10 protein-coding genes and 1 other annotated feature are annotated in these 17810 nt (G+C 46.0%); of the genes, 6 read left to right on the top strand and 4 right to left on the bottom strand.

Annotated features, from left to right (window positions below):
* The first annotated feature begins 234 nt into the window (after nt 1-234).
* Nucleotides 235-588 (top strand): cupredoxin domain-containing protein, encoded by a 354-nt coding sequence (locus MHB56_RS22550; protein ID WP_254857055.1) that lies wholly within the window; start codon nt 235-237, stop codon nt 586-588.
* 138 nt (nt 589-726) lie between these two features.
* Here MHB56_RS22550 and MHB56_RS22545 read toward each other — a convergent pair whose 3' ends face one another.
* From MHB56_RS22545 to pheS, 3 genes are all read right to left on the bottom strand, one after another.
* Nucleotides 727-2850 (bottom strand): hypothetical protein, encoded by a 2124-nt coding sequence (locus MHB56_RS22545; RefSeq protein WP_341144033.1) that lies wholly within the window; start codon nt 2848-2850, stop codon nt 727-729.
* 199 nt (nt 2851-3049) lie between these two features.
* Complete coding sequence (gene pheT, locus MHB56_RS22540) at nt 3050-5494, bottom strand: phenylalanine--tRNA ligase subunit beta (protein ID WP_341144032.1); 2445 nt, start codon at nt 5492-5494, stop codon at nt 3050-3052.
* A 118-nt stretch (nt 5495-5612) separates the two neighbouring features.
* A complete protein-coding gene (pheS, locus tag MHB56_RS22535; protein ID WP_076126387.1) occupies nt 5613-6647 on the bottom strand; it encodes a phenylalanine--tRNA ligase subunit alpha in 1035 nt (344 codons plus the stop codon).
* A gap of 60 nt (nt 6648-6707) precedes the next feature.
* Nucleotides 6708-6993, bottom strand: a binding site (T-box leader).
* 265 nt (nt 6994-7258) lie between these two features.
* On the opposite strand from pheS, the gene MHB56_RS22530 reads away from it, so the two are divergent.
* The 5 genes from MHB56_RS22530 to MHB56_RS22510 all read left to right on the top strand — a co-directional run bounded on the left by MHB56_RS22530 (nt 7259) and on the right by MHB56_RS22510 (nt 15090).
* The gene (locus tag MHB56_RS22530) at nt 7259-9820 is read left to right on the top strand and encodes a hypothetical protein (RefSeq protein ID WP_341144031.1); all 2562 of its coding nucleotides are present in this window, start codon (nt 7259-7261) and stop codon (nt 9818-9820) included.
* A gap of 24 nt (nt 9821-9844) precedes the next feature.
* Nucleotides 9845-11197 (top strand): efflux RND transporter periplasmic adaptor subunit, encoded by a 1353-nt coding sequence (locus MHB56_RS22525; protein WP_341144030.1) that lies wholly within the window; start codon nt 9845-9847, stop codon nt 11195-11197.
* The gene (locus MHB56_RS22520; RefSeq protein WP_076126381.1) at nt 11194-11892 is read left to right on the top strand and encodes an ABC transporter ATP-binding protein; all 699 of its coding nucleotides are present in this window, start codon (nt 11194-11196) and stop codon (nt 11890-11892) included. The genes MHB56_RS22525 and MHB56_RS22520 overlap by 4 nt, the downstream gene beginning before the upstream one ends.
* The gene (locus MHB56_RS22515; RefSeq protein WP_139329884.1) at nt 11889-13061 is read left to right on the top strand and encodes an ABC transporter permease; all 1173 of its coding nucleotides are present in this window, start codon (nt 11889-11891) and stop codon (nt 13059-13061) included. Before MHB56_RS22520 ends, MHB56_RS22515 begins: the two co-directional genes overlap by 4 nt.
* A gap of 415 nt (nt 13062-13476) precedes the next feature.
* Nucleotides 13477-15090 (top strand): sensor domain-containing diguanylate cyclase, encoded by a 1614-nt coding sequence (locus MHB56_RS22510; RefSeq protein WP_341144029.1) that lies wholly within the window; start codon nt 13477-13479, stop codon nt 15088-15090.
* 61 nt (nt 15091-15151) lie between these two features.
* Here MHB56_RS22510 and pulA read toward each other — a convergent pair whose 3' ends face one another.
* Complete coding sequence (gene pulA / locus MHB56_RS22505) at nt 15152-17539, bottom strand: type I pullulanase (protein ID WP_341144028.1); 2388 nt, start codon at nt 17537-17539, stop codon at nt 15152-15154.
* Nucleotides 17540-17810 lie beyond the last annotated feature (271 nt).

The following is a 17810-nucleotide window of genomic DNA, read 5'->3' as shown; positions in this document are numbered from 1 at the left end:
TTATACGTTAATGTAATAGCTTTCATTATAATAAATTTTAGTTATATTTTCATCATTTTTTTGCAATTTACGACAAAGTTTGAACAGTCTGCCTGTTCACATATTTTTCACATTTCATCAAAGCGCTTACTTAAATTTTAAGTTATGATGTCTACATAATTGTCACATTTTCACTATGCTTGGACTTCTTGGGAGGGGATTTAGATTATTAAAAAATTTGCAATTCTACTTTCAATGGTGTTCGTTATAGCACTTACAGCCTGTGGGAACAGCAATGATAGTGCTGCTGGCAATACTAACACAGCGGAGCCGGAAATCGAGGCAGAAACAGAACTCATAATCACAGCTACAAATTACAGCTTTGATCAGGAAGAATATCATCTAAAAAAGGGTGTTCCCGTCAAAATCATTTTTAAAAATGATGACGGCAATCACGGTATCCTTATTCCAGAGTTCGAGCTGCAGCTTAATGAAAAAAAATCCTCAAAGGTGATCGTACCCGAGGAAGCTGGAACTTTCGAAATGACCTGCTCCATTATGTGTGGCTCCGGACATAGCGGAATGAGAGCTACAATCATCGTGGAATAGATTACACATAAACAGCCGATTATTAGGGATTCCCCCTGAGATCGGCTGTTTTTTTAATTTGAGCTCATTAATAAAGAGAGCTGACCCGAAATAGATCTCTCTACTCATCAGGTCAGCTCTTTTACTTGCATCCGGCACTCAACTGTCTTGCTCGATCAGTTGAATCCATTCATTATATTCATTTTGTAGCTTGGCATATTCCTCTTTAAGGTTACGATGCTCATCTGTCAGCTTGTCAAACTCTTCCTGACGCATTTCAAACTGGAGCTGCAACAAACGAAGTTGTCCTTGAACCATTTCATAGCTTTCACCAACTTCACCTAGCTGCTGAAGCACTTCGCTACGTTCACGATCAATAGCTTCCTGCTTCATTTCAGCCTCACCGGCTTCCTGCTGCCAAATGTCGATCTCCTCACGCAGCTTTGCTTCGAGATCCGTCCACTGCAGCTGCTGATCGGATAGTTCCTCGTACTTATGCTTCCAGGAAGCTCCGTACGCCTCTGCTTCCTTCAGCACTTCCTGTTGCTCAGCAACAGTAGCAGCAGCTTCACGACTAGCTTCAGATAACTCTTCTAAGCGTCGTGTTGCCTCTTCGCCTTCTTCCTGCAACAGTTGATATCTTTCCTGCAGGCGTTCTCCTTCTTGCAGTACATCGTCGTATTGAGCAATCAGTTCCTCATAACGAACACGAAGCGCAGACAATTCCTTCTGAGCCTGCACACCTTGCTCCCGAAGTACCGCTGTTTCGCGTTCTGCATCTGTACGAAGCTGAACCTCCTGATCCAGCTGCTGTACTAATCCATCGGCTTGCCCACGTAGCGTGTCAATCTCTTTCTGGAGCAACACGGATTTCTCCTCAGACTCCAGCAGATTCATTTCCAGTTCACCAATATCTTCCATGCGTTTATCCGAAAGCTCCTGCCAGTTAGCCGCCTCTGCTGCTGATCCCGCAAGCTCTTCCTGAACACGGTGCAGATTTTCACTCGTCTCCTGTAGTGACGCTCTTAGCTCTGTAGCTTCATTCTGTGACTGTTGATAACGCTGGCGTAACTCTTCCAGCTCCTCATTCAACAGTGTGCCCAGCTCAGTAGCCGTGCGCAGCTCTTCACTGAGCTGTTCTTCACGTTTAACAATCGCTTCATATTGTCCAAGAAGCGTCTGTCTTGCATCTCGTTCACTCTTAAGACTGGCTTCAGCCGCACGTAATCTGGACTGAAGTTGCCCTGTCCCACCACGAAGCTCAGCCAGCTGTTTTTCCAGCTCTTGAATATTTTGCTTATGTCTATGCTCTTGAGTGCCTTGTGACTGCCGCAGTTCCTTATTCTTGGTTTGTTCCCGCTGCAGTGCTTCACGTTCTTCCGCCAGCTCTTTGCCCAACTTCGCTTTGGTACTCTCAAGCTCTTTACCTAAGGTCAACTTGGTATCTTCAAGCTCCTTACCTAACGTCAACTTGGTATCCTCAAGCTCCTTACCCAGCGTCAATCTGGTATCTTCGAGTTCTTTACCTAATGTAGACTTGGTAACCTCAAGCTCTTCCTCCAGTGTTGACTTGGTCTCGGTCAGCTCAAGCTGCAGAGCAGACAGCGTGTCTGTCTTCTCCTTGGTCAGCGTCTCCCGGATGTTCTCCAGCTCTTGCAGATGAGCAGCCTTCTGCTCCTCCAGCTGCTGCAAGCGGATGGCTTCCGCCTTCGCCAGTTCCTGCCGCTGGTGTTCACGACTAGCTGCCTGCTCTTCTTCGTAGCTTGTCCGCAGTGCTTGCAGCTCTATCTCGCGCTCAAGCAATTCTTCTTCCAGCTTCTTGCGTGCAGCTTCCACAGCTTGCACTGCCTCCTGAAGCTGTTCCGCATGTACCTTGCGTTCATTCTCCTGAATCTCCAAATGCCGCTTACGTTCTTCCTCCGCAGCAGCAATCAGTCGCCCAGCCTCTTCTTTGACCGCAGCTTCAAGTCGCTCGAATTCTTCTTGCCGCTCCCGCTGTACCTCCAGCAGGCGAGATACTTCCAATCGCAGTTCACTGCGTTCACCTGTCATCATGTTTAGTTCATTTTTGAAGTCCTGAACCTGAATAGCCTGCTCCGCCATATGTACAGCTGCAAGCACCGCTATACGCGGTGTGTCCAGTCTGGTGTGAGATTTAGAAATCGTGCGCATATGTTCATCAACATAACGGGCCACTTGTTTCATATATTCAGTACTGCTTCCGACGAGTTTATAGGAAGTTCCATATATCTCCACGGCGACACGTGTCCGGTCCATAGCCACAGTTGTGCCCTCCTTTGTATGTGTGCGGATTCTAAGCTAGTTTCACTTCTTCTATTGTAGCTTTTTTGGTAAGCATTTGGCAAAATCCCTAATATTCAATAGATTATGGCTGATATTCTCCGCTTTGCACTCTACCTAGAAAAAGCCGCAGCGAATCTCAGTTTCTAAATGGATTCGCTGCGGCTTTACACAATTCCTGCTACTTTCTTAATTCTGCACCAAAAGTTTGTTGAAGAGATGCTAATACCTTCTCATGCACCTCTCCTACTTCCTCATCAGTCAGTGTATGTTCACTATGACGATACAGCAGTGAGATCGCGATGCTCTTCTTTCCATTCTCCAGCTTACCACCAGTATAAACGTCAAATACCTGGACGGACTGGAGCAAAGTACCTCCGTTATCGCGGATGGAAGCTAGCAGATCGCCCGCTGGTACAGCGGAATCCACGACCACAGCAATATCCCGCTCCATTCCTGGGAAACGCGGAAGCTCATTATATTGCAAACGGCTTTGCGCACTTTCATATAACGGCTGCAATAAAATTTCTGCCGCATAAGTATCCACCAGATCCAGCTGTCTTTGCAGATCCGGATGAATCTGTCCCATCGTTCCGATCTTCACAAGACCCTCGTTTCCGAGTAAATATACCGACGCGGAACGCCCAGGATGATATCCTTCTGGACTATCTCCTACATAGACGATTTTATCGGTCAGCCCTAAATGAGCAAATACCGTTTCCAGCGCACCCTTCAAATCAAAGAAGTCCACAGGCTGTGCCGAAACATTCCATTGCTTCACTGTTAAGCTTCCGCTAAGCAGCAGCCCCAGCACCGGCAGTTCGCGTGGCTGACGAGTCAACTGTTCTTCATCCGTGAAGAAGACGTTGCCGATTTCAAACAATGCCAAGTCGCTTTGACGACGATTGGTATTGTAGCTGGCAATATCCAAGAGTTGTGGTAGAAGGCTGGTACGCAGTACGCTGCGTTCTTCACTCATCGGCATAGCCAGCTTCACCGCTACTGCTCCTTCTGATAACTCAGGGAACATTGTGCTTTGTTGCGGCTGGATGAAGGAGTAACCCATCACCTCTTGGTAACCGCCATGTGACAATAGGCGACGCAATTCACGACGGAGCGCTTGCTTGTGAGTTAGTGCTCCTGGTGTTGTAATTCCTTCAATTAGAGTCGTTGGAATATTGTCATACCCGTACAGGCGGGCAATTTCTTCAATAAGATCAACATCATAGCTGATATCGCCACGTCTGGTTGGGACTTGAACTTCAATCAGCCCTTGTGCGGTATCTCCACATTTGAAATGTAGACGGCCAAACAATGTCTTCACTTCCAACAAGGACAAATCCGTTCCCAGATAACGATTCAGTTTCTCTAAGGACAAGGTGAGAACCTTCTCTTGAACAGCGTCAGTTCCTGCTTGCACGATGCCTTCATGGACCGATCCGCCAGCATAACGTGCAATCAGTACGGCTGCACGGTTCAATGCAGGAATAACTGCACTTGGATCCACTTCCTTCTCGAAACGAAGGGAGGCTTCAGAGCGAAGTCCCAATTGACGCGAGGTTTTACGAATCGTTCCTCCATCAAACTTAGCAGATTCCAAAACAAGGTTTACCGTCTCAGCAGTAACCTCTGTATCCCGTCCACCCATTACTCCGGCCAGACCTACAGCTTTTACTCCATCAGAGATAACGAGCATTTGCGGCTCTAGCTTACGCTCTTGACCGTCAAGTGTAACCAAAACTTCACCTTCATGGGCAAGACGAACGCCGAGTTCTCCACCTTGTACTTTATCTGCATCAAAAGCATGCAGCGGCTGTCCATATTCCAGCATCACATAATTGGTAATGTCCACAATATTATTAATTGGACGAACCCCAGCAGCCATCAGACGATTCTGAATCCACAGCGGTGATGGTGCAGGTTTAACACCTGCAATATAACGAACTGCATAATGGCTGCAGTATTCTTCATCTTCAATCTTGACGGAAATGGAATCCGCAGCAGGACCACTGATCTCAATCATTTCGCTTTTTGGATCAGGTAATTTAACTTCACGCCCAAGAATTGCACTTACTTCATAAGCAGCACCAATCATGCTGAGGCAATCTGAACGGTTCGGAGTCAGATCGAATTCCAGAATCTCGTCATCTAAGCCGAGGACCTTGGAAATATCCTGACCAATCTCTGTCCCTTCAGGCAGCACAAGAATACCTTCTTGTTGCTCTTTTGGAAGCAATTTATCATTCAGTCCCAATTCTTTGGCCGAACAGATCATTCCTTGCGACAGGACACCGCGCAGCTTGGCTTTTTTGATATCCAGTCCTGGCAGCTTTGCGCCAACCATTGCTACAGGTACAGTTTGACCTGCAGCTACATTTTTTGCGCCGCAAACGATTTGTAGCTCCTCATCTTGGCCCACATCCACGATACATACGTTCAGCTTGTCTGCATCAGGATGTTTTTCCTTTGATTTCACATAGCCGGTTACGATGCCGGAAATGCCTTTATTGCGGCGCTCTACGCCGTCAATCTCAATGCCGGCAGCGGTAATCTTCTCCGCTAGCTGTTCGGCGGTTACTCCTTCAATCGATGTATAATCAGCCAACCATCCGGTTGATACTTTCATATCCGCTCACTTCCTTTATGTTTCAGATGTATTTATTTCACTGTCGTTCGCGCTGCTTCCTGTGGGAGAACACTCCAAAGCCATTCTCCGCCACTATCAGCCAGCGCGCCCACAAAAACTAAACGCCCTTGAATTGCTTCACAAAACTCATGTCATTACTATAGAAATGTCGGATGTCATCGATGCCGTATTTAAGCATTGCAATCCGCTCTACACCCATTCCGAAAGCGAAGCCGCTGTACTCAGCAGGATCATAGCCACCCATTTTCAGTACATTTGGATGCACCATACCTGCGCCAAGGATTTCTAACCATCCGCTTTGCTTGCATAGTCTGCAGCCATCGCCGCCACATTTGAAGCAGCTTACATCTACTTCAACACTTGGCTCAGTGAATGGGAAAAAGCTCGGACGAAGACGAATGCCTGTATTCGGTCCAAACATCTCCTGCACAAATTGTTGCAGGGTGCCCTTCAGATCACTCATTCGAATGTTACTTCCAATGACCAAACCTTCGATTTGGTGGAACTGGAAGGAATGCGTTGCATCATCATCATCACGGCGGAATACTTTACCCGGGCAGATGATTTTTACCGGAGCTTCACCGTTCATAGCCTGCATAGTACGAATCTGTACCGGCGAGGTTTGTGTGCGCATTAACAGGTCATCCGTTAAATAGAAAGAATCCTGCATATCACGTGCCGGGTGATTCTTAGGCAGATTTAGAGCTTCAAAGTTATAATAATCGGTCTCTACTTCCGGACCTTCAGCTACACGGTAGCCCATGCCGATAAAAATATCCTCAATCTCCTGTACGACTCTGCTAAGCGGGTGAATGCCCCCTTGCTGCATACGGCGACCCGGTAAGGTTACGTCTACTTTTTCAGCCTGCAGACGTTGCTGGGTTTCCTGCTCTTGAAAAGCCTCCTGCTTCGCGCCGATAATCTCCTCAATAGCACTGCGAACCTGATTCGCTACTTGCCCGATTACCGGACGTTCCTCAGCACTAAGTCCTCCCATACCGCGCAGAACCTCTGTAAGCTCACCTTTTTTACCGAGATACTTCACTCTTAGATCATTTAGTACCTGCGGATCCATAACCTCCTGCAGCTTAGCCAGCGCTTCAACCTTCAATGCTTCCAACTTCTCTTTCATGGCCGTGTACAGCCCCCTTCAATCATTGTCTAGTTCAACAAAAAAAGGCCTTTTCTCCCGGTAAGGGACGAAAAGACCGTGGTACCACCCTTGTTAGACAAGCTGATCTGTTCCCCTTAAGAGCTTCATTCCCTCTTTTGGCTGGACAGATACCTATCTCACTTTATACAGAAATAACGGTCTGTGACCGGTATCCCCTACCCTTCCCTATTAGATAGCTTAAGGAATTCAGGGAACTGCTCCGGAGTGAACTTCGACAGCTCTGCTTCTTAGAAACGCTCTCAATCCGCGGCGTCTCCTCCCTGTAAATCAGGCACTGTGTACTCTTCTCCATCACTGCATTTCACAATTCATGCTAATTGTCAGGTATCTCTTTACTACAAGAGATATGTCTCTTTATTATATGCAAAATCTGTCGTTTTGACAAGCTGGACAAAATTAGGCTAATTTTTATCTTCTTTTAAGCTGGCTTTAAGCTTCAGAGCCATTTTTCCAACTTTTTTTCAGCTAACATTCAGCGGAGCTTGATAATTTCCATTACTAGGAAGGCTTGCTTATCCACTCGGGTGCACCTTCGCAGACTATTAACTATCCTATTGGGAGGAAATCAAATGCATGTACGGAGAATAAAAGTAGCCGCGGTGCTGCTAAGCACAGCTGTACTTAGCCAATCTGCAGCGTATGGTGCTCATACCGCTTGGGCCGGGACTACATCCACCAAAATAGCAACAACAGCTTCCGTATCCGCTCTGGATAAACTAGGCTCCATAGCCTTGAAGACTAACATCAGCGCAAAGCTGACGGATGTCAGCTTATTAACTCAGGATGGCGGAAATATTCTTACATACACACTCAGCTACTCTAATGGAAGCAACGCTAGCCTCAATCTGGTGGACTTTTTCTCCAAAGTAACTACTAGCGGCGGTACAGTTATTCAAGGAAGCCCTATTACCAGCAGTGCAACCATCAAATCCATTGCCGCGAAAAGCAGTCAATCTATCACCTACTATGTAAACATCGGCAAATCCACCTCTTTAAACGGGGTCAAAATTTCATTGTACGGATGGGACTTCAACACCACCGATTATCAAAAAAAGCTAGGGAACTTCACCGTACCCACAGGATATTCACAAGCTGTCGCCAGAGGGCAGAGTAAAAAGATCACCCTAAACAATCTCCCTGTAACCACCAAGGCAGAGAGCCTGCAAATTTATAAATATAACGGTAAGGTCTATGCCAAGGTTGGCGTTAGCTTCACTAATCAAGGAACCAAGGTACTCAGTGATACTGGACTTAAAGGATACCTCGCTTCCGCTGGAGGATCTGTATTTGAACTCGCACTTGATGACACCAGCACCAGCTATAAAGTACAGCCTCAGGAAAAGAAGACGATCTACTATTTGACGGAAATCCCTTCTTATATGAAGACAGACAACATGGCGCTGCAATTTGCCGGAGAAGATGCCTCATTAAAAATAGCTTTGCCGGTTGTCGCCTACAATCTCCCCGCTGCAACAACACCGGATCTTGTCGTAGCCAGCAATGTCACGAAGAAGCTTACAATCAGCAATAATACAGTCGAAACACAGTTGAAAACGGCTAACGTCTATGCTGACAATGGCAACGCAAAGTGGACACTACAGTTCCGCATCAAAAATAGCGGCAACAAAGCGGTGAATGTGCCTGCCTATGAACTTGCTATTAAAGCCGCTGAAGGGTATAGCTTTCCGGTGGATACGAAGGATTTTGCCAGCCTAACATTGAAACCGCTTGAAGAAAAGATTATTGAACTCAGCGCAGATGTACCACTCACACTCAATCAAGGAACATTGCAGCTGCAAATGACTGAGCCGGCTGCTGAAGGCAAGATCATTTTTCCTACCGCCTATTATCAGATCCCTTACACGCTGCAAACTAACAATTGGCAGGACACGGAATACCCCATTGAGAACAGTCACGGTACATTTGTTGTCAAAATTGCAAACATTCAAAGACTCCCTTGGTCTGACAAAGACCAGATCGTGGCTAAAATCAACATCCGCAACACTAAATCAACCTCTGTTCAGCTTCCTGCGCTTACAAGTGTCGTCAAAGCTGGAGAAAGTGACATCAGCAGCACTTCCCAGGTTGTCTCAGAAAGTACGCAAACCATCCTCGGTCCAAATGAATCGGCTGCTGTGTATGTCGTAGCCAATGTTCCTTATAGCTATACTTTCAATCAATTAAAAATCACCCTGCAAGAAACTTCAGGTGAAAATAAGCTTAACTTCCTTTCTCTAAGTACTACCCAACTGGACAGCCGGGTACAGAGTGTTGCAGCTGAAAATTCTTTCCATCTTGAGCTTGAAGGTAAAAAAGCGGAATTACTTGTACGCCGGACCCTCGTGTACCCAGGTACAGATTCAAATCTCTTGTACACAGAACTAGAAATGAACAGTGAGGAATCGCGTAAATCCGAACAGGCTCAACTCGTAGCCTATTACAAAACACAAGACAATCAATATTATGAAGCCGAAGTCACCCAGTCCAAAACCTCCACCAGTCCTAACGGAAAAAGTCTGGTCACCCTCTGGAGTAAGCTCCCTCTAGGTATAGATCCAGCGAACCTTGTCCTTTATATCGGGGAGGGTGTTTCAGAAGGCAAGCTTACCGCTCCTGACGGCCAATCGACGGGTTACATCAATACGGTATCACTTGGACTGAACCAGCTGGGAGTGGAGCCCAAAGGCAATCTTTTGAACGTGGAAATGTTTCCTTATACCCTATCCGTTACAAATGCAGTCGCCACCGTCACCGCTGGTAAAGATACGCTCAGCACTGCACTAACCTACAACATGTCAGCCAGCACGCTTTATGAATCAGGCACCTACGAGCACAAACTGGTGTTGGAGCTGATTGACCCCTTAGGACAAAGCATGGAAAAAACATTAACACTTGGCACAGATCTACAATTAGGTAACTTCAAGTCGTACACCACAACCTTCACAAGCAGCCTGTACAAAACACTGGGTGGCGGCGCAATCCGGTTGAATCTATACGACGAATTCCAAGGCCATCGAAATCTGCTGGGAACACAAACCTATGTCGTCACTTATCAGGGGGCATCAACGACTTCGAACAGCAACTCTACTTCTGGCACAGATCCAGACACCAGCAATACATCCGGCAATTAATATGATGAGCTAGGGAGGATAGAAATGAAGAAGAAAAAAATAGTGTTCTGGACTCTTGGAGTAGTAGTTGTAGCCACAGCAGGAATGCTGGTGTATACATTGTTACCTGATAAGAACAGTCAAGCCGCTGAAGTGCCTGTTAATACAGCTACCGTTACAAAGGGCGATATCGTAGTTAGTGTATCCGGAGCCGGCTCCGTGATTGCTACAGAAACCGGTAAAGTAAAAACGAAGGACAGCGGGACCGCAGCTGAGGTTCTTGTCAAAGAGGGCGATCTCGTGAAAAAAGGCCAGACTTTGATTACCTTTGAAGGCAATGATCTGAGTGACAATCTCAAGCAGGAGCAAACTTCACTTGCCTCGCTTGAGACCGATCTTGAGGACAAGCAGGAGCAATATAAGAAGCTGGCCGTGGCAGGTGCATCAGAAGATGAGCTAGGCAATGCCAAACGTTCGATTGAAAAGGCCAAAACCGACATTTCGGCGCAACAGGAAAAAATAGCTTCTGTCCAAGAAGATATGCTTCCTCCTGATCCGTTAACGGCTCCTATTGATGGAACTGTAACGACAGTTAATATTGCAAGCGGCGAAAAAGCCATGGACGGCTCTGAACTCATCGACATTACCGATTATGCTAATTTAAGTGTAGTTGTGCAGGTGGATGAGCTTGATATTCCTACTGTAAAGCTAGGGATGCCTGCCACTATTTCATTGGATGCTCTGCCTGATACGGAATTCAAGGGAACGGTTACGAAAATAGCTAATGAGGGCACCGCCTCAAACGGTGTTTCCCTCTTCGATGTTACCATAGGTCTAACAAGCTCCGAAGGTGCTCTTGTTGGAATGTCTGCGGAAGTTTCAGTAACCACTGCTGAGAAAAAGGATGTATTAACAGTACCTATTGAAGCTGTACAAGAAAGAAACGGAAAATACACAGTTTCTATTCCTCTAGCAGCGGGTTCAGTCACAACTTCCAAAACTGCTGGCGAGGGCCAAGTACCAATGCCTAGTGGTGCCCCTGACGCTCGCGGCGGCGCTATGCCCAGCGGGGCTCCTGACGCTCGCGGCGGCGCTGCCGGTGGAAGAAATCGCGGCAATAGCTCAGGACAGATGGTCACTGTCGAAGTGGGTCTCCATGATGAGAGCAGCATTGAAATTGTCAGCGGACTCCATGAAGGGGACCAGGTGATCATCCCTACCGTAATCTCTACGAAAACCGGAACAACCAGCACGGAAACGGAAACTAGAGGTGGTATGGGCGGTATGGGTGGCGCTGGCTTCGGCGGCAGTGGCTTTAGTGGGGGTGGCGGCTTCACCGGAGGTGGCGCTGGTGGTATGGGCAGCGCACCAGGTGGTGGCGGAGGTGGCGGCAGATGAGTGCTTCAGCACCTCTGATCGAAGTTCACGACATGTCCCACGGCTACACAATGGCCGGAGAAACCATGACGGTCTTAAATAGCCTTTCCTTTACAATTGATCTGGGGGAGTTCGTAGCTATTATTGGTCCCTCCGGTTCTGGTAAATCAACACTCATGAATATGCTTGGTTGCCTCGATATCTCCGATGAAGGAAGTTATCTTCTAGATGGACAAGAGGTTCGCAAGTTATCCGACAATAAGCTCGCAACGATCCGCAATGAGAAGATCGGCTTTATCTTTCAAAATTTCAACCTGCTCCCCAAGCTGTCAGCCATTGAAAATGTGGAGCTGCCATTGATTTATCGTGGCCTCTCCCATCGGGAAAGAAGACAACTAGCACAGGAAGCACTCATTAAAGTAGGGCTAGAGGATCGGATGCATCACCGCCCTTCTGAGCTTTCGGGAGGACAGCAACAGCGGGTAGCGATTGCCCGGGCTATGGCGGGATCCCCCCCTATTCTACTTGCCGATGAACCAACCGGGGCACTGGATACACGGACAGGGCAGGAAGTCATGCAAATGATACGTGAGTTAAATAAGCAAGGGCATACCATCATCCTTATCACACATGATCTGGAAATAGCTAAACAAGCGGAGCGGATTATTCGTATTCAGGATGGCAACCTCGTGGAAGATCGGAGGAATGCGGGGTGAAATTGTACCAAAGCATGCGAATGGCCCTGAAGAGCATCAACAGCAGTAAGGTTAGAGCTTTTTTAACGATGCTTGGGATTATTATTGGAGTCTCTTCGGTCATCATTCTTGTTTCTGTTGGGCAAGGAACTACTTCACAGATCACAGAGCAGCTAAACGGACTAGGCACAAACCAACTCACTGTAAACATTACTGGCCGTGGGGCGACTACCTCTCTCACCTATGAGGAAGCCCTTGCTCTAGGGGATATAGAGGGTATAGCAAATGTAGCTCCTGTGATCAGCGGCAATGCTACAGCCAAGAATAAAACAGACAACGTTAGTGTAACTGTAGAAGGAATCACCCCCTCTTATGAGGAGGTAAAGGATTTTCATGTACAGGCAGGCCGCTTCTTGCTTGATATTGATAACGAATACCGGCAAAAGGTAGCGTTGATCGGTTCAGGTACGGCCGAAGATTTATTCGGTACAGACAATCCTGTAGGGCAGAAGGTCCAGTTAAACGGAATTAGCTATAAAATCGTTGGGCTTTTAGAAACAAAAGGCTCCAGTCTAAGTGGTTCCAACGACGATATCATACTCATTCCTATAAGCACTGCAGAACGCCAATTAAAAAGTAAAGGCGTCCGTTCCATCACCATTAAGACAACTTCAGCAGATACTGTAGCAGCTGCAAAAGAAAAACTGGAAAGTACGCTTGATGCTAAATTCAATTATGCGGATAATGCTTTTAGTGTGTTTGATTCTCAGGAAATGCTGGAAACTGTCAATTCCACAACAGATACACTTTCCATGGCGCTTGCAGGCATAGCAGGCATCTCACTTTTTGTCGGCGGCATCGGAATCATGAACATCATGATCGTATCTGTCAATGAAAGAACACGTGAGATTGGTATCCGTAAAGCAATTGGTGCCAAAAAATTCGATATCCTCGCTCAATTCATGATTGAATCCATCGTGCTCAGCGGTTTGGGTGGGGTGCTCGGGGTTGGCATTGGTGTCGCGGGCAGTTGGCTGCTAGGTAAATACTCAGCACTTACAGTTTCGATTGCTTGGGATATGGTACTGATCTCTTTTATTTTCTCCTTACTAATCGGTGTGATTTTTGGAATGATGCCTGCGAACAAAGCTGCACGACTTCGCCCCATTCACGCACTGCGTAACGAATAATGAATGATTAGCTGTCCTATAGTCATTAAGATGACTAAGGGCAGTTTTTTTTTCAGCAGCTGTAAAAGGTATCATTTATGATCGAGTTGGGTAATAGGAACCATCGGTTTGAATATAGATAATTCAATAGGCCCATACACTAAACTTTAAATTTTGTCATTTTGGTTATTATCTGAGTAAAGATTGCTCTATAAGCAGCACGTCCTATATACTTGATATACTAGAAACTACCATTTACTCACACGTACACTTTCCTATGTTTTCCCACTATGTATACAACACCTCTTTTATCCCAAAAGCACCTTCAAACATCAGTGAATGAATTAAATTACGCCTGACCATAGATTGCGTTCTGCAGGTTCTACTTAAGCAGCAATAGATTTTCTTAATCATCTTATACAGGGAGAAGATGACTGTGGCAGGATTCTTTGAGTTCAAGGTAACACGCAAACTATTCTATGTCTTCGCTGCAATCTCCGTCCTTCTGGTTGGGATCAGCGTCGCCTCGCTACTCTATTTAAATTACACGATTAATAGATTGTCAGATTCTCTTTATGATGATATATATCAGAACTCTAAGCTCATACTGAGCGCGGATCGTGATCTGCATCAAGCCGCTGTAGCCTTGCAAATCGCAATGGGTCCAAACCTAACAGCCGCAGAAGGTGAACAGTTCACTAAGGAGTTTATAGATAATAATCTTCAAGCGGAGGAACGAATAAGTGTAGCAAGATCAAATATCAACGCTATAAAAAAACCTTACAGTGATATGAAACAAAGTGGAATTATCCTTTCCGAATTAAAAAACGAGCTCAGCTCCTTCGAAACTACCATTATCAAATGGAAAAATTCAGGGTATAAGCTAATAACAGAACGGACGAAGAGCAGCTGGAACCCAGATTCATATTCTGCGCTCACCCTAAACTCGCAATTCAATGAAGCTAGGGCACATCTCGATCAAGCAGAGGACTTGATTGGCAACTACGCCTTGCAAGTAACGGATGGATTTGGAGATAAAAAAAGCGCTTTGTTCTCTCTTTATTCACTCCTCTTATTTGTGTTTCTCCTAGTTATTATTTACCTTGGACGCAAAATCATCTGGCTCCAGAATGAAATGCTGGAAGAACAAACACTTTATCAGCTTATCGGTGAAACCATGTCTGATTTCATTATTTTGACGGATCCCAACGGGTTGATTCTATATGCTTCCCCCTCACACTCCAGTATTCTAGGTTATGTGCCTAAAAAAGGAGATCCGTTATCCAACTACATACGTGAACCGGAAATTGCCTGGGCTAAATTAAAAAGTGTTGTTCAGGGAACTCCGCGCATTTCTGAACTGCGCATGCGCGGAGCAGAAGGTCAATGGGTATGGCTTGAAACTAAGGTGTCACCTGTTCTCGGCAGCCGTAAATTCCCAGCACAATTTATGCTGTTATCTCGGGAAATTACCCAGCGAAAACAATACGAAGAACGACTACATAAGCTAGCCTTCTATGACCATTTAACAGCGATTCCCAACAGGGCTCATTTCAAAATGTATATGGAGAACCTTATCACCCAACCCGAAGGACGGAGGCAAAATATTGCGCTTGCCCTGCTGGACTGTGATAGATTCAAGCAGCTAAATGATACCTTAGGCCATCTGGCTGGAGACGAATTTCTTCAGCTGCTCTCCCGTGAACTTCAGCATACGGTTAAAGGAATAGGTCAGGCCTTCCGGATCGGCGGAGATGAGTTCGCAGTTGTACTGCATCGATTCACTTCTCCAGAGATGCTTGATGAAACACTGCAGCGGTTACTTAAACTGTTCAACAAGTCTTGGTCTGTTGATAACGGGTCCAGCTTCCATACCTCCGCGAGTATCGGAGTCGCTTTATTTCCTGAACACGGAAGCAGTATTAATGAACTGCTGCGTGCCGCCGATTTGGCGATGTATCGCTCCAAAGACCATGGTGGCAATAAAGCCAATCTCTACTACGAGCTTGTGGACGAAGGGTTAGCTAACCAGACCATTGTAAAACCATAAGAGCAAATAAAAAGCTGTCTCAGGAAAAATCAACCCTGAAACAGCTTTTTTTGTATGGCCTCTAACTGCTTAACCGAAGATGATCTTCTGAAATTTCGTCAATCTCCTGATCACGATCCCGAACTAAGACCTTGGTTAACTCTCCATTCGTAGAACAATCAATGAAACGGTCTCCGTCCCCATCTTTTTCTTCCCAATCATTAAGCCGCAAAATATATCCGATAGTTTGGGTATCTGGCAGCACTTCGATGCGGGCTACTGCACGCCCGTTCTCCATATAACGGAAATCGCATTGTCCATCCTGGATTCCTGTATCCCAAACCCAAAGATTCCAGCCTTGGTAATTCTGATCTGGGCGTTCATAGTGTATTTCGATAATTTTAGAGCGTGGGGCTGGCTCACCACATTCATCATAAAGGACCATCATCGACAACCCTTCCACCTCTACCTCATTGCCTTCGATTCTGCGGATGGCTTCTATCCCGGCACGGGTATGGTCTACTACTACGTTCCAACTATCAGCAACCTCAGGAAGTGATACCGACATCCGGTCATTATTAGCATTGAAGACAACGGTAATATTGTTCCAGAGATCACCTCCTGCATGGCTTCTAAGCAGATACGATACTATTCCGCCATCACGACGCAGAAATTCTAAGGAGCGTTCAATTTCCTGGCGGCCATGCAGACGAAATGCCGGATGTGTACGCCGCAGCTCGATCAGACCTTTATAATATTGAAATACGGGCTTAAATGCACTTTTCATATTCCAGCGGATCGAGTTGACCGCATCACCGCTGCGGTAGCTGTTATGATCTCCAAATTTACTGCGCAGGAGCTCATCTCCAGCATGCAGGAAAGGAATCCCCTGCGAGGTCAGAATAATTCCGTTAGCAAGCAAGGATCGACGTATAGTTTCATTACCGAGAATATTCTCCTGATCTACATTCACGTATGGATTGGCAAGGGCCACTGCCTCTTCCAGATCTTCGTTATCCATGTTAGCGATTACCGGAAAATCAGCTTCCTGACTCCCTCCTTGAACGATAAGCATCTTATCCCATAAATTCAAATTATCATGGGCAGTTACATAGTTCACCGATTCCACAGGCGAGTCCGTAAACTCATGAATTGCTCCTTTAATTCCGGCTGCAATAGCACCTTCTTTGCCGTATTCGCCTGTCACGAACCCTCTTCCGAAGCCATCACTATCCCCTTTGATCGCTGAACGGAAGTTATCGTTGAAGACAGCATAGCCCTTGCCCCGTTGTACACCTTTTAGCGTTTTAGTGGCCAGCGGAGAATCTCCACCCGTCCAAGGTTCACCGTAAAGCAACAGATTCGGATTCACTTCTAGCCGAAGCTCTTCGGTAATCTCCCGCATGGTAACACTGTCCATCAGTCCCATTAGATCAAACCGGAAACCATCCATATGATATTCCGAAGCCCAATAAGATAAGGAGTCCTTAATAAATTTACGGACCATCGGACGTTCTGTAGCCAGCTCATTGCCAACCCCGGAGCCATTCGACAAACGTCCCGTAAAATCGCGGCGATAGAAATAATCTGGGACAAGCGGCTCAAAGGGGCCATTCTCCACAGCATACGTATGGTTGTAAACGACATCCATAATTACCGCGATCCCGCGGCTGTGTAAGGCCTGCACCATCTCTTTAAATTCACGAATCCGCAAGCCAGGATTGGCAGGATCGGTGCTGTAAGATCCTTCAGGTACATTATAATGCTGGGGATCATACCCCCAATTGTAGTCCACATTAGCTATGGAGGAACCCCGATTAACCACCTTCAGCTCATCCACGGTCTGAAAATCAAATACCGGCATCAGATGTACATGGGTAATCCCTAATTCAGCCAGATGATCAATCCCCACTGTATTTCCTGCCGAATCCTTTAATCCAAATTCGGTAAATGCTTTGAATTTACCCTTATAATGCATACCTGAGCTCTCATGCGAGGAGAAGTCACGAACATGCAGTTCATAAATCACTGCGTCGGCAGGATGCTGTAACGGAGGCGCTACATCCTGATCCCAATGTTCTGGATTCGTATCCTGCAAATTAACGATTGCTGATCTTAAACCATTTGCAGATACCGCTGTTGCATAAGGATCTACTGCTTCCGTCACATTTCCATCTGCAAAAACAGCACGGTACATATAATATTTCCCTTTTAGATCACCTGATAACTTGGTCTGCCAGACTCCACCATTACTACGCTGCATATATACAATACGTCCATTGTCCATAACACTCTTAGGTGACTCAGTATTCAGTTGATGCCCACCTGTTTCGTACAGTACAAGGGACACAGCAAGTGCCGTAGGTGCCCAGACTTTAAATACACTGTACTCCGTTGAATACCTCAAGCCTAAATCCTTGCCCTCGTAGACTTCCATCATCAATTCTGCATTTATATAATTTTTACTCATGAATTAACACCATCCTATGGCTCCCCACCTAACCTGTGGGGTTGCTTATAAGTCCATATATTACCAATTTATTTCATATTAATACTTGCACAGCGCTGCAAGTCAGCAAATGGAGTATAAACTTTCTATGGATCCTTACTATTATATGTACGACATATTTATAGGTTTGGGTTCCTTATCGACTTTATGCTCATTACTAATACTATCGGTATAGACATCTGCGCAATAAAGAAAATAAACAGTGAACAGTAAATGAGGTCGAATTATAGAA

This window comes from Paenibacillus sp. FSL H8-0315 (assembly GCF_038005365.1).
Lineage (GTDB): Bacteria > Bacillota > Bacilli > Paenibacillales > Paenibacillaceae > Paenibacillus_AQ > Paenibacillus_AQ odorifer.
The sequence above is the reverse complement of the archived record's forward strand: the minus strand, read 5'-3'. Positions and strand labels throughout refer to the sequence as shown.

Coding starts and splice junctions, on each gene's coding strand:
- MHB56_RS22550 (WP_254857055.1), top strand. CDS start 235: ATGGTGTTCGTTATAGCACTTACAGCCTGTGGGAACAGCAATGATAGT.
- pheT (WP_341144032.1), bottom strand. CDS start 5,494: ATGAAAGTATCAACCGGATGGTTGGCTGATTATACATCGATTGAAGGA.
- pheS (WP_076126387.1), bottom strand. CDS start 6,647: ATGAAAGAGAAGTTGGAAGCATTGAAGGTTGAAGCGCTGGCTAAGCTG.
- MHB56_RS22530 (WP_341144031.1), top strand. CDS start 7,259: ATGCATGTACGGAGAATAAAAGTAGCCGCGGTGCTGCTAAGCACAGCT.
- MHB56_RS22525 (WP_341144030.1), top strand. CDS start 9,845: ATGAAGAAGAAAAAAATAGTGTTCTGGACTCTTGGAGTAGTAGTTGTA.
- MHB56_RS22520 (WP_076126381.1), top strand. CDS start 11,194: ATGAGTGCTTCAGCACCTCTGATCGAAGTTCACGACATGTCCCACGGC.
- pulA (WP_341144028.1), bottom strand. CDS start 17,539: ATGAGTAAAAATTATATAAATGCAGAATTGATGATGGAAGTCTACGAG.